Annotated in this window: 12 protein-coding genes; 1 reads left to right on the top strand and 11 read right to left on the bottom strand. The window is 38.1% G+C overall.

Features of this window, described 5'->3' with window-relative positions; all coding sequences use genetic code 11:
* Positions 1-3: 3 nt before the first annotated feature.
* The 8 genes from RT41_RS01960 to RT41_RS01925 all read right to left on the bottom strand — a co-directional run bounded on the left by RT41_RS01960 (position 4) and on the right by RT41_RS01925 (position 8,287).
* Entirely contained in the window at positions 4-594 is a 591-nt protein-coding gene (locus RT41_RS01960) for a peptidylprolyl isomerase (protein ID WP_096817030.1), read from the bottom strand.
* A 69-nt stretch (positions 595-663) separates the two neighbouring features.
* Positions 664-1,467 carry a Cof-type HAD-IIB family hydrolase gene (locus RT41_RS01955; RefSeq protein WP_096817029.1) on the bottom strand — a complete coding sequence of 268 codons (804 nt, stop codon included), beginning with the start codon at positions 1,465-1,467 and terminating at the stop codon, positions 664-666.
* A gap of 79 nt (positions 1,468-1,546) precedes the next feature.
* A complete protein-coding gene (locus RT41_RS01950) occupies positions 1,547-2,176 on the bottom strand; it encodes a response regulator transcription factor (protein WP_054639274.1) in 630 nt (209 codons plus the stop codon).
* 10 nt (positions 2,177-2,186) lie between these two features.
* The gene (locus RT41_RS01945; RefSeq protein WP_096817028.1) at positions 2,187-3,191 is read right to left on the bottom strand and encodes a sensor histidine kinase; all 1,005 of its coding nucleotides are present in this window, start codon (positions 3,189-3,191) and stop codon (positions 2,187-2,189) included.
* Positions 3,192-3,250: 59 nt separating this feature from the next.
* Complete coding sequence (liaF, locus tag RT41_RS01940; RefSeq protein ID WP_096817027.1) at positions 3,251-3,895, bottom strand: cell wall-active antibiotics response protein LiaF; 645 nt, start codon at positions 3,893-3,895, stop codon at positions 3,251-3,253.
* A 343-nt stretch (positions 3,896-4,238) separates the two neighbouring features.
* Positions 4,239-5,171 (bottom strand): NADP-dependent oxidoreductase, encoded by a 933-nt coding sequence (locus RT41_RS01935; RefSeq protein ID WP_096817026.1) that lies wholly within the window; start codon positions 5,169-5,171, stop codon positions 4,239-4,241.
* A 164-nt stretch (positions 5,172-5,335) separates the two neighbouring features.
* On the bottom strand, positions 5,336-5,668 hold the full coding sequence (locus RT41_RS01930) for a metal-sulfur cluster assembly factor (RefSeq protein WP_054639275.1): 333 nt from the start codon (positions 5,666-5,668) through the stop codon (positions 5,336-5,338).
* A gap of 114 nt (positions 5,669-5,782) precedes the next feature.
* The gene (locus RT41_RS01925) at positions 5,783-8,287 is read right to left on the bottom strand and encodes a YhgE/Pip domain-containing protein (protein WP_096817025.1); all 2,505 of its coding nucleotides are present in this window, start codon (positions 8,285-8,287) and stop codon (positions 5,783-5,785) included.
* Positions 8,288-8,500: 213 nt separating this feature from the next.
* Here RT41_RS01925 and RT41_RS01920 point away from each other — a divergent pair, with 213 nt between their 5' ends.
* Positions 8,501-9,037 carry a TetR/AcrR family transcriptional regulator gene (locus RT41_RS01920; RefSeq protein ID WP_054639276.1) on the top strand — a complete coding sequence of 179 codons (537 nt, stop codon included), beginning with the start codon at positions 8,501-8,503 and terminating at the stop codon, positions 9,035-9,037.
* A gap of 72 nt (positions 9,038-9,109) precedes the next feature.
* On the opposite strand, the gene RT41_RS01915 is transcribed toward RT41_RS01920, so the two are convergent.
* Genes RT41_RS01915 through RT41_RS01905 form a run of 3 tightly spaced genes read right to left on the bottom strand, consistent with a single transcriptional unit; the run spans position 9,110 to position 11,746 of the window.
* Positions 9,110-9,517, bottom strand: a complete 408-nt coding sequence (locus RT41_RS01915) for a hypothetical protein (protein WP_054639277.1) — start codon at positions 9,515-9,517, stop codon at positions 9,110-9,112.
* Positions 9,504-11,015, bottom strand: a complete 1,512-nt coding sequence (locus tag RT41_RS01910; protein WP_096817024.1) for a DinB/UmuC family translesion DNA polymerase — start codon at positions 11,013-11,015, stop codon at positions 9,504-9,506. Before RT41_RS01910 ends, RT41_RS01915 begins: the two co-directional genes overlap by 14 nt.
* Before the next feature lie 20 nt (positions 11,016-11,035).
* The gene (locus RT41_RS01905) at positions 11,036-11,746 is read right to left on the bottom strand and encodes an XRE family transcriptional regulator (RefSeq protein ID WP_096817023.1); all 711 of its coding nucleotides are present in this window, start codon (positions 11,744-11,746) and stop codon (positions 11,036-11,038) included.
* Positions 11,747-11,878: the final 132 nt, after the last annotated feature.

Below are 11,878 nucleotides of genomic sequence, written 5' to 3'. Positions count from 1 at the left end.
AGATTATTTCTCGATAATTTCAATAGAAGTAATCACAACGTCATCTACTGGTTTATCTTGAACTCCCGTTTTTACATTTGCAATTTTATCTAAAACTTTGAAACTATCCGCATCAACTAATTGACCAAAAACGGTGTGGCGACCATCGAGATGTGGAGTCCCTCCTTTTGTATAGAGCTCTGCAATTTCTTCAGGCCAGCCACCTTCGACTAGTGCTTCTTTAGGATAAGGGAGGTTTTCATTTTGTACAATGAAAAATTGGCTTCCGTTTGTGTTGGGACCTGCATTGGCCATTGACAATGCGCCTCGGATATTGAAAGCGTTCAAAGAGAATTCGTCTTCAAATTTATCCCCATAAATCGAGCTTCCGCCCATCCCACTTCCAGTTGGATCCCCCCCTTGAATCATGAAATCTTTGATGATACGGTGAAAAATGATGCCATCATAGTAACCTTGCTTACTTAATTCAACAAAGTTTTTAACAGTTTTTGGAGCCAGTTCATCAAATAATTTAATCGTCATGTCACCATGATTCGTGTGCATCACGGCTGTTGTCCCTTGGAAGTTTGCAATATCAATTTGTGGGTATGTCATAGTATATTCTTTCTAATGTTAGTGTAACAAAAGGTTTGGCTCAACTGCCTTACACTTTTGTAAGTTTAATTAATCAATAATTTGTAAGGCTTGGAGTGCTTTGAGGATGCCATCATTTTCAACAGTATCGGTGATATAATCAGCCTTTTTAAGAATTTCAGGATGTGAAATTTTCATTGCTACAGAAAGACCTGCAAAGTCAAAAAGCTCACGATCGTTCAACTCATCTCCAAAATTCATCATGTTTTCTGCTTTTATTCCAAGTTCGTCGAGGACTTTCTTACACCCCTCTGCTTTTGAACCATGCATGGGAACTAAATCTGATGAGTCTGGATGCCAACGAACCATGCGAATTTTTTTAGCAAGCGATGGCGTCAGTTGGATTTTATCGTCATGATCCGACAAAGAGAGCATTTGATAGACATCATTTGATTTATAGTAATCTTTATCTTCTTCCAATGTTGCGTAGACGGGTCCGACAGATTCAGCGGCGACCTTATTCCACTTGGAAACACGTAACGCATCTGCTCCAACAAATGAATATTCACTGTTTTCACTTTCGAGCCAGGCAATAACTTCTTCAACGGTTTCTGTTGGAAATGGATTTTTGTAAAGCACTTCATTCTTGTTATTCATCACGAATGCACCGTTGATGGTAACAAAATAATCGGGTTTCAAAGCAATAACTTCTGGGACAACCCCATAAAGATTTCGTCCCGTTGCAATTCCGGTCATAATTCCTTTTTGACGAAGTTTTTCAAAAACTTCATTGATTGAATCCGGCATATAAGCCGTATTTTTCACGCGCAAAGTATCATCAATATCAAAGAAGATGATTTTTATCTGCTCTGCCTTTTTTAATAATTCTTTCATTTTCTATCCAAACTAAAAATATTTCGCTCTTAATTATAACATATTTGTTTCGAGACTTACCTTATCATCTTGTTCTTAATTAAACCAGCTTATGTTGGATAGCATAGATAGTCGCCTGCGTACGGTCAGTTACTTCCAGTTTATTGAAAATATTTGAGACGTGTGTCTTAACGGTTTTCAAACTAATATAGAGTGTATCAGCGATTTCTTGGTTAGACAGGCCTGTTGCTAAAACTTTTAACACTTCTAATTCACGTTTCGATAAATCATCATAGAGTTCGTGTTTTCTATGCTTTTGCTGTGCAATTTTTTCCTTAACCGCATCAGATAAAACATCTTCTCCATTGGCGACTTTACGAATTGCATTGGCAATTTCGGCAGCTTGCGATGTCTTCAAGATGTAACCTTTTGCTCCCGCGGCAAGTGCAGGGAACACTTTTTCGTCGTCAATGAAACTTGTTAAGATTAAAATTTTAGCATCAGGATGTTTGGCCAATATTTTCTTTGTTGAACCAATTCCATCCAGTCGCTCCATAACCAAATCCATTAAAATCACATCTGGATGCAACGCATCAGCTTTCAAAAATCCCGACTCGCCATCTGCCGCTTCTCCAATAACTTCAATGTCTGGTTGAATATTCATAAAACTTGAAAGGCCCAATCTAACCATCTGATGATCATCAACAATCAATAACTTAATTTTTTCCATGGTCTTCTTTCTAAATTTTTACATCATCTTCTTGATTAATTTTAGGAATACGGATTTCAACTGTTGTTCCTTGATTAGGTGCTGAAATAACTTTTGCATCTCCTCCAAGCAAAAGGGCCCGCTCTTTAATATTTGCAAGTCCATAACTGGCTGTTTTTTCACTTTCACGTGTATCAAAACCAACGCCATCATCCGCAATCATTAAGACTATATTACCATAATTTTCACGCAAAGACATTTCTATATTGTCTGCCTGAGAATGACGTAAAGTATTACTTAATATTTCTTGCGCCATGCGGAATAAGTTGTCCTCTATGTTGCTTGTTGTCTCAATATCAGCCAATTTTACACTGATGTTTGCTGAAATTTTTGCTTGTAGTTCATCAGTAAGTGCTGATAGTCCTGCGCTTAGCGTTTTGCCATCCAGTTCCACAGGACGCAAATGCAAAAGCAGAGCACGCATTTCATTTTGGGCAGAATGCAAAACTTTTAAGACTAATTGTGTCTGAGTCTCAATCTGTTCTTTGGACAAATTCTGTGTTGATTCGGTCACAGATGACAATATCATGGTCGCTGCGAAAAGCTCTTGACTGACAGAATCATGTAATTCACGAGAGATACGACGCCGTTCATGTTCAATAATCTCGGCCTTATCGGCTGATTTTTGCTGAGATAATTCTTGAAGTTCATTCGTCATTTTCAACATTTTTTCGTGAATTATTTTTAATTCCTGATTTTCAGGTTCTTCATTCTGCTCCAAGCGTTTGGCATCATCTTCAAAAGCCTGTTTAATCATCATGTTTTCGTAATAATTGAACATCGTAAAAATAAGTGCTAGGATCGCTGCTATCGAAATAAAAATCCACAAACCATAGATATTATTACCGACTTGTCCAACCATTTCGGGCATCCCCATATTTTTTGTACGACTATTAACAAGCACAAAAAGGAGTGTATCCACTCCAATAATGATAAAAAATAGGGATAAGAATGTCGTTAGTATTGAACGTTTCATCTTAATTTCTGAGAGTGCTAGTTTCTTCCAAACTGAACTCTCTTTTCCTTTCAGTTTGATTAACCACGAACAATTTCAACGTTGCCTGTTTGCACTCTAATCGTAATTTTCATTCGTTTTCTTGCTTCATTGACATTATCTGAAAAATAATGGATATTTCCGGCGTTGATTTGTGGACTTTCATCAAATACTTTGACAATTCCTGTTCCAACCGTAATGTCCAAAATTACCGCGACATCATCCGGTACAATGATCTTAGTATTCCCTGTCAATTTTTTGATAGAAATGGCATTGCCCATGGGTCGATAATGAACATCGTCGAGGTCAATAACATCATTTCCATTGGCATGCGTTACTGTTTCTTCTTTTTTTTCGGTCGGTACGCCGAAGCCTTCATAAAAGACATTTCTTGCCCTTTGACCGTCCGTTCTCGGATTATTTTTCCAGAAGACAATGCAGGCTACTGCAGGAAAAAGAATCGCCAACCAGAACCAACCGGCTGTGAACAAGACCATTACTGAAATTGCCCAAAAGATAAAACTCAGCACTCTAAAGAAGTTAGAACGTGAGCGATTGGCAAGCACAGTAAATACAATTGCTAAAATCGCCATCATTAACATATATGGTGATCTAATAATATGTATAAAGAGTCCCACTAAAATAAATATCTCAATGATAATTACTGCTTTTAATCGTTTAGTCATGCTTTTATTGTACCAAAAATAAGTCGACTTTTTATCGGACTAAAGACTTATTTTTTTACTTATTTATTTTTTCCGAATCTTTTTACCAAAATAAAAAAAGCAGAAATGAATCTGCTTTTTTTGAGCTTTACATTTTGAGAGTACGCTTATTTTTGCTTTTCTCGAAAGGCTTTTGTTAAGTATTGATCGTTGAGCAAAAGATCAATTGCGTAGTCACCATAACCAATTTCAAGCAATAATTTTGTTCATTCATTTGCCGATAAAGCTACAAGGGCGTTTTCTGCCTGAACAAGTGCTTGATTGAATTCTTCTTTCGTCATTTTTTCTCCTCATCATCTAAAATTTAAGACAGTGTCATCACGATTTTCCCATGTGTATGACGAGCCATCTGTGTCTTTATTGCTTCTTCATAATCTTGTATAGAGAATTTCTCTGCAATTAACACAACCAGTTGTTTCGTTTGTATGGCTTCAAGGATAACTTTCATATCTTCTTCTGTTGCAGCACCACCCGTCGAGGTTTTTATTCCTTCTGGCAAAGGTGGGTACATAATTATTGATGTGATTTTTTCTTTGGGAACACCGAGTTCAAGTGCTACATTGACAACATCATGACTGTATAAGTCAATTGCTGCTGTGATTTTAGGAGCTTCTGTTTGTTGCAAATTAGTTAAGAGCTGATCTCCGTAAGCTATTGGTTCAGCCCCTAATCGGCGTAAAAAATCAAAAGTTGAAGGTGAACTTGTTCCAATGACACGAGCTCCTCGAATTTTAGCAAGTTGAACCGTGAACACACCAACACCACCCGCTGCACCCCCAATTAATACTGTATCGTCTGAATTAAGCTTAATCGTGTTTAAACAATTGGCAGCGGTCATTCCAGCAACACCAAGAGACGAAGCAATCTCATCAGTAATAAAATCCGGAGTTTTAACGATACGATGTCGACTGTCTGATTTCACGGGTAAGATAATTTGTTCGCTCGCCGCACCGTCATAAGTCGTTCCAAACACACGATCCCCAACTTTATAAGCGGTAACTCCCTGGGAAGTCTTGTCAACAATTCCAGCAAAATCATAACCAAATTTTTGAGGTAACTGAACTCCAAATTGTTGCGCCATTTGCGGATTTCCTATGATTAGCCAATCCATGGGGTTGATACTCACAGCAGTTACCCGAACACGAATTTGTCCGGCAAGAACCTCTGGCGATTCAATTTTTTCCCACTTTAATTGCTCAATGCCACCAAAATTACTGTATCTTAATGCATTTATCATCCTTAGCCTCGCTCTTTATTTTTTCTGTCAGTCCTGACATTATTTTTACAGTCACATTATACGCTTCTTTTTGGAATCATTCTTAAAAGTGACTCTCATTTTTGAAAAAAATTGACAAAAAAAGACTATTGCTAGTCTATCTAATTAATATTTCAAGCCCACCTTTAACGAATCCCCAACGCAATCCGTGCATAGCGTGACATTTTATCAACAGTCCAGGCTGGGTACCACACGAGATTGACTTTAATTTCTGTCACTTCTGGTACATCTTTTAGCGCATCGTGAATTTGATCCGTTAGCAAATCAGCTAAGGGGCACCCCATTGTGGTCAGTGTCATTTTAATTTCAGTTAAGCCGCTGTCGTCAAATGTTATTTCATAAACAAGCCCGAGATTGATGATGTCAATCCCTAATTCAGGGTCAATTACATTTTCTAATGCCTCAAGAATATTATTTTTAATTTGCTCAATTTGGTCATCCGTGTATTTTTCAGCCATGTGATTCTCCTTTTCAATGACAATTTTAATAGTCTGTCAAAAGAATTTTACAGCTTTTATTTTAACAAATTTTTCACAAAAAAACTAGGTCTATCTGACCTAGTTCTGATTTTATTAAGCAAACCGTGAAATCCTCTTGAAAACACTAAGTAAGCCTGTAAATACGGCTATCAAAATGATAAAACCAATAGCATAGATGGTTATATTTCCTGATAAACCAATCGTTTCACGCAGCATTTTAAGACCATAAGTCATAGGAAGCCAAGGGCTAATACTTTGGAAAATATTGGATGACAACTGTAGTGGATAAGTTCCTGCACTTGTTGCTAATTGTAGAACCAATAGTATAATCAAAATGAAATCTCCCACAGCACCTAGCCAATTGACGAAGAATGTGGCTATCGCCATAAATGCAAAACTTATGAGAATGATAGCAAAAAGTGTACGAATTGGATAATTTGGTGTCAATCCCAACAAGGATACAGCACCATAGACAACTAAGGCTTGCAAGAGTGCAACCACACCGTTTGTCCCAATTTTAGCCAGCATGAATTCTCGACCAGTTTTCCATGATTTACCTGAGAAGCTCGTTCCAATCACAACATTGGTTGACAATGCACCAATGAATAAAGCCACACAGATCATGTAAGGTGCCATACCGACACCATTTTTATGGACATTAGATGTATCTGTATGTTTCGTTGTCAGCGGTGAGGCAATTGCTTTAGCATTATTTTTGTTACTATTCGTTGCAGCTAACTCCTTGTTGGCATCTCCGAGTGAGTCAGCCAAGTGAGTTGTACCATTTGACAAGGTCAATAATCCACTTGTCAAATTTGAACTACCTGAAGCCAATTGATTCGATCCTGAAGCAATTTGGTTGGCGCCTGAGGCTAATTGAGAACTTCCTGATGATAATGTTGAATTATTGGTTTGGAGTTGATTAAGTCCCGCAACTAATTGGATGCTGCCAGAATTCAAACTTGAACTATTCGCTTGAAGTTGATTAAGTCCACTCGCCAATGTATTTGTACCAGAATCCAATGTTTTAGATTGGTCTGAGATTTGTTGAGCCCCATTATTGATTTGATTAATCCCTGCAACAAGTTGACTTGCCCCTGAACTCAATTGGCTTGAACCTGTTTTTAAAGCATCATTCAATTGACTAACGCCTGTCGATACTTTTGTTGCCCCTGGTAAGATTTGGCTACTCAAAGCACTGTTGGTCTGTTCCATTCCGCTTGAGAGTGTTGATAAAGTTTGAGTGGCTGCAGGTAAAACAGTGTTTGCATTTGTCGCAAGTTCCGTCGACTGACCACTTAGCGTCGTCAACTGTGTTTCGACATCTTTCAAGCTAGCTGTGATAGGAGCAAGACTCGCTTGTGCTGACGCTCCCAATGCATCTGTGATTTGCTTTTGGTCATTCGCTGACAAACTTTGAAAAGCGGTCGTTTGTTCAACTGCAGCCACTTGATTTTGGACCAAACTATTCGTCAAGATTGCCTCGACATTTGCCAAATCAGCTTTGACCTGGTTAGTAATCGTTGGATCTGTACTTCCAGTTTGGATTGCCTGATTAATTTGTGTCAGTCCTGACTCTAACTGTTCAATTTGTTGTTTCTGCTCAGCAGAGAGACTTGTTTTACTGGTCAGGTCTGACAAGCCGTCTGTTAATGCCTGACTTCCTGTCTGTAATTGTTGAATTTCCGTCAGTTTAGACTGAAGGCTGCTAAGTCCACTGGTCAATGCGCTTGACTGGTCAGCGAGCGTTTGTGTCCCTGTTGCAAGCTTATTGGTCGCAGATGAAAATTGTTTTGTTCCTGTGGCCAAATCATTGGCTCCTGAAGCTGCTTGATTTACACCTGAAGTGTAATTTTGCGTCCCAGAAGATAATGTTTTTGCTCCTTCTGAAACTTGATCAACACCTGACAAATACTGATTTAAACCAACAGATAAGGAATTTGCCCCATCTTCAAAAGTCAGGCTTGATTTGGCCAAGGTGTCCAAATGACTTGAAATTTTTTGAGAACCCGATTTGGCACTTGTGGCACCATCAGCTAATTTAGATGAACCTGTGGCCGCATCTTTCATACCTGACTTCAGTGTTGTCAGGCTGGCAAAAATGGCTTCTGTATATTGCTTGGTGATATCACTTGAAATTTCCGATTTCAATTGATTCATGGCACTTTCGCTCATTTTTGAGGATATATAGTTATGACCCGCTGTCGTTTGATAATCAATTTGGACATTCTTAGGATTATTTGTCATTAGACTTGCTGCTTGCGTGGAGAATTCTTTAGGGAAAGTGATTTTAAGATAATACTTTCCTGATTTAATTCCTTCACTGGCCTCTTTCTCTGATACAAAATGATAATCCAGATTCTTTGTTTTCTTTAATTCCGTAACAACACTATCGCCCAATTTCAATGTTTTTCCATCTAATTCGGACGACTTGTCCAAATTCACAACGGCCACTGGCAATTTATCTAAATTGCCATAAGGATCCCACATTGAGCCTAAGAAAATGTAGTTATATATGGCTGGAACCAGTGCCAACGCAAGAATAACAACAATAAAAAACTTATGTTTTAAAATGGCTTCCCATTCATTTTTAAGCATTTTTTCCCCCTTCAACACAGCAATAATCTCTTTTTTATTTCACGAGTTTATTTGAATAAATTATATAGACAGACCGTCTAAAAATTGCTATAATAGTATTATATCTTTTTTACAAAAATTGACAATTGATTAGTTTAGTTTTTAGACAGTTTGTTTATTTTTGTCTAAATTTTTTCAATTAACCAGCTTAATAATATTAAATGGGAGCATCTTATGGCATCTGATCCAAGAAAAGACAAAACAAAAATTGCGCTCCGAAACGCAATGATTAGCCTTTTGCAAGAAAAACCTTTCGACCAAATTTCAACGACCGAATTAGTGAAGACTGCTGGGGTTAGTCGGAGTGGCTTTTATACGCATTACCAAGATAAATATGACATGATTGAGGCCTACCAGCGAACACTTTTCAACACAATTCAATACGTTTTCGAGAAAAACAATGGTAATCTGCATGCGACTTTACTAGAAACTTACGAATTTTTGGAGCGTAATAAGATTTATGCAGCGCTCCTATCCGAAAATGGAAGTAAAGAAATTCATCAATTTATTCTTCAAAAATTAAAGGACTTGTTGGCTGATTCGATTTTTCCACACAACCCACGTCACCACGATGTCGGAAAATTAGGCGCAATATACGGTTCAACCTATTTTGCAAATGCAGTCTTTGGTGTCACTCAAGCATGGATTCGACGAAATAATAAAGAAACGCCCGCTCAAATCACTGAATTGCTCCTTGAACTCATCAATTGATTTTCGACAGTCGTTTCTTCTTTCATTTTTAAAAATCATTTCTTATGTTATAATAGTAAGATATGGGCTGCCTTAGTTCATACCTTGAAAGTCGTCAGTCTGCCAACTGTCGGCTTTTTTTATACTTATTATATTCATGACTTCTAATCTCCGAAAATTATTTTTACTCACTTCAATCATGATTTCATCTTGATTAAGGAGTTCACGGACAATACCTGTGACTTCATCACTGATACGTCCTGGCTTAATTCGTAAAACGAGCGCAAATTGATTGAGCATGGACTGTGACAAAAGAAGAAATTTTTCTTCTGGAGTAAGTTCGTCATGAATGACAGGAAGTAATTCTGCTTCCCGCCATTCACGCATTGCTGTGGTATGTTCTGATAAATAAAAGCCTTGCCACTTCATCATGCCTCGATCTTGGTACTCTCTTATCGCTTTTGAAGGATGATATGTTCGGTCAACTCTACTGTAAGCCATCTAAACCTCCTGCTGAATGTCCGCCAATCTGTTTGCTCCTCTTGATTAAACGAGAATCTTTTGTCAGGGCTGACGCTTTTAATAACTTAGTAAAACCATATTGCTGACGAATTGAATCAATTGTATCTTGCAATTGATTTTCTTTTTCTTGATGATAGAAATCATTTTCATCTTCATCAAAAAGACTAATCAAATGAAAAGGCTCAGCGATAAGATTGCTGTATGTCACTCCCAATCTTCTTACACCTCCTGATTCATACTTATCAAGAAAAATATCCGCAATGGCATCACATAAACGACGCGTGTTATTGGTCGGTTCAATTTTTCGTGAACAGTGAATCGCGCGCTTGCCTTCACTTAAGGAATAGCCTACATAAAGTGTGATGGTCGTTGCCTCTTGATGAATTCGACGGAGACGAATAGCCACCTGCTCAGCTAATTCACGAATGACCAACATGATACTTGCTTGATGATAATAATCACGCGGTAATGTTGTTGAATTGCCTATACTACGATTTTTTGGCCGGTATGGTTTTCCATACAAGTAGCTTTCGTCAATGCCATTCGCATGGCAATACAGTTGGACGCCGATGACACCCATTTTCTTCTTCAATTCGTCAGGATTCGCTCGAGCTAATTCCTTGATCGAATGAATTCCAAATTTTGCCAAATTTTTCTCAGTACGTTCGCCAATGCCCCAAAAATCGGTCATCTTTTCAATCGTCCAAACTTTTTCTGGAACATCTTCGTAATTAATCAAGGCGCGCATGGTCGGCTCCTGTTTAGCATAATTATCCAAAGCCAATTTGGCCAGCAAAGGATTTGAATTACTCATGCCAACTGTTGAAACGATTCCATCAGTCGCATCATAAATCACACGCTGTAACTTTTTCGAGACCAGATCCAATTTGACCGACCTGCTCAAGCCTTCCTCGTCATTGCTGACATGGTAATTTAATGAACCTGTCAAGTCAATAAAGCCTTCATCAATAGAATACCAAAAACAGTCTTCGTAAGGTGCAATTTCTTCATGGATGGCTTTTTGAATTCGACCGTTAACTTTGATATATTCCCCCATTGATGGTGGTGCAAAAACCGTTTTACTGGCCCAGTATTCAACGTGAGCAACATAACTTGGGTCTGGCTGTTCAATTTCTGTTTTCCAAGGACTCGCGTGTTCTCTATTCCACTTGTACCAATTGAATTTGCGTGTGTGAACATCAAAAGGTAAATCACGGCTGCGACTTACATTGTGTTTTCCAAAAGCCCATTTAAAGGTCGGCGAACTAGCCAAAATCAAGCCCCCTGAATTATCTGCCGTGCTCATGACGCAAAGACAAGCACTCAAAGGCTTCAGCCCTCGATTTAGACATTCAACGGAAGCGTAAAAACTTTTCATATCAACAAAAGCAATGTCCCTCCGTGGCTCTCTGCTATAATCAAAATGATAATCAGAGTTTAAAATAGGATTGGCTTCTTCTGAATTACTTTGCTTCATTCATCGTTCCCCTCACCCTCTCAATCGGTCACAGGAATAAAATTCCCTACAATTTTTCCAATAATGATGGGGTGATCATCCAGACTGACAAAGCGGTCTGGATACTTTTTATTGAGAGATTCCAAACGCAGACCATCTTTTTCGACGTAGACTTTTTTGATATAAGTCCTGTTGCTTTCTTCGACGTAGACGGCATAAATAGCCCCATCATAATCAAAGCCTGTCTCACGAATCAGTGCCACCGACCAATCCAAAAATTTTGGTTCCATTGAATCGCCCCGAATCCATGCCGCGATATCATAAGAAGGCAGTTCTTCATCAGTCATAACCGTATCAAAATTTCCGTCACCAATAATGCCAAAACCAGTTCCTGCTGAAAGTCCCTCATAAACCTTGACCGTGTTGTAAGCACGTGTATTTTGTATACTGACAATACTTTCATGTTGTTCCTTCACTTGTTCTTCAGCAAATTTAACAACTTTCTTTTTCCGAAATCGTGAAAGTTGTTGATAATGTTGAATTAATTCACTTTCCCCCCTCTCTCGTCCTTGGAATTGATCCAGAGGAACATCAAAAAACTGAGCCAGTTTTTCTAAATTTTCTGCAGAAGGGGATTTTGCCCCCCGTTCCCAGTTATTATAGGAAACAAGTGATACATTAATGGCATTTGCGACTGCCTTTTGAGTCAATTGTCTTTGTTGGCGCAATTGACGAAGTTGTTCAATTTTCATTATCTCCTCCTAGAATATAAACCTTATAGTTTGTATTATAAACCAATGGTTTATAATTGTCAATAATATAATTTATATAAATATATTACTAATTTATTAAACAGATGTTTATTGATGTTATCCTTAAATCTT

This window comes from Lactococcus fujiensis JCM 16395 (assembly GCF_002441655.1).
Taxonomy (GTDB): Bacteria; Bacillota; Bacilli; order Lactobacillales; family Streptococcaceae; genus Lactococcus; species Lactococcus fujiensis.
The sequence above is the reverse complement of the archived record's forward strand: the minus strand, read 5'-3'. Positions and strand labels throughout refer to the sequence as shown.

Excerpts from the sequence above, each read along its gene's own strand:
- liaF (WP_096817027.1), bottom strand. The coding sequence starts at position 3,895 with ATGACTAAACGATTAAAAGCAGTAATTATCATTGAGATATTTATTTTA.
- RT41_RS01935 (WP_096817026.1), bottom strand. The coding sequence starts at position 5,171 with ATGATAAATGCATTAAGATACAGTAATTTTGGTGGCATTGAGCAATTA.
- RT41_RS01950 (WP_054639274.1), bottom strand. The coding sequence starts at position 2,176 with ATGGAAAAAATTAAGTTATTGATTGTTGATGATCATCAGATGGTTAGA.
- RT41_RS01920 (WP_054639276.1), top strand. The coding sequence starts at position 8,501 with ATGGCATCTGATCCAAGAAAAGACAAAACAAAAATTGCGCTCCGAAAC.
- RT41_RS01905 (WP_096817023.1), bottom strand. The coding sequence starts at position 11,746 with ATGAAAATTGAACAACTTCGTCAATTGCGCCAACAAAGACAATTGACT.
- RT41_RS01955 (WP_096817029.1), bottom strand. The coding sequence starts at position 1,467 with ATGAAAGAATTATTAAAAAAGGCAGAGCAGATAAAAATCATCTTCTTT.
- RT41_RS01930 (WP_054639275.1), bottom strand. The coding sequence starts at position 5,668 with ATGGCTGAAAAATACACGGATGACCAAATTGAGCAAATTAAAAATAAT.
- RT41_RS01925 (WP_096817025.1), bottom strand. The coding sequence starts at position 8,287 with ATGCTTAAAAATGAATGGGAAGCCATTTTAAAACATAAGTTTTTTATT.
- RT41_RS01915 (WP_054639277.1), bottom strand. The coding sequence starts at position 9,517 with ATGGCTTACAGTAGAGTTGACCGAACATATCATCCTTCAAAAGCGATA.
- RT41_RS01945 (WP_096817028.1), bottom strand. The coding sequence starts at position 3,191 with ATGAAACGTTCAATACTAACGACATTCTTATCCCTATTTTTTATCATT.
- RT41_RS01910 (WP_096817024.1), bottom strand. The coding sequence starts at position 11,015 with ATGAAGCAAAGTAATTCAGAAGAAGCCAATCCTATTTTAAACTCTGAT.
- RT41_RS01960 (WP_096817030.1), bottom strand. The coding sequence starts at position 594 with ATGACATACCCACAAATTGATATTGCAAACTTCCAAGGGACAACAGCC.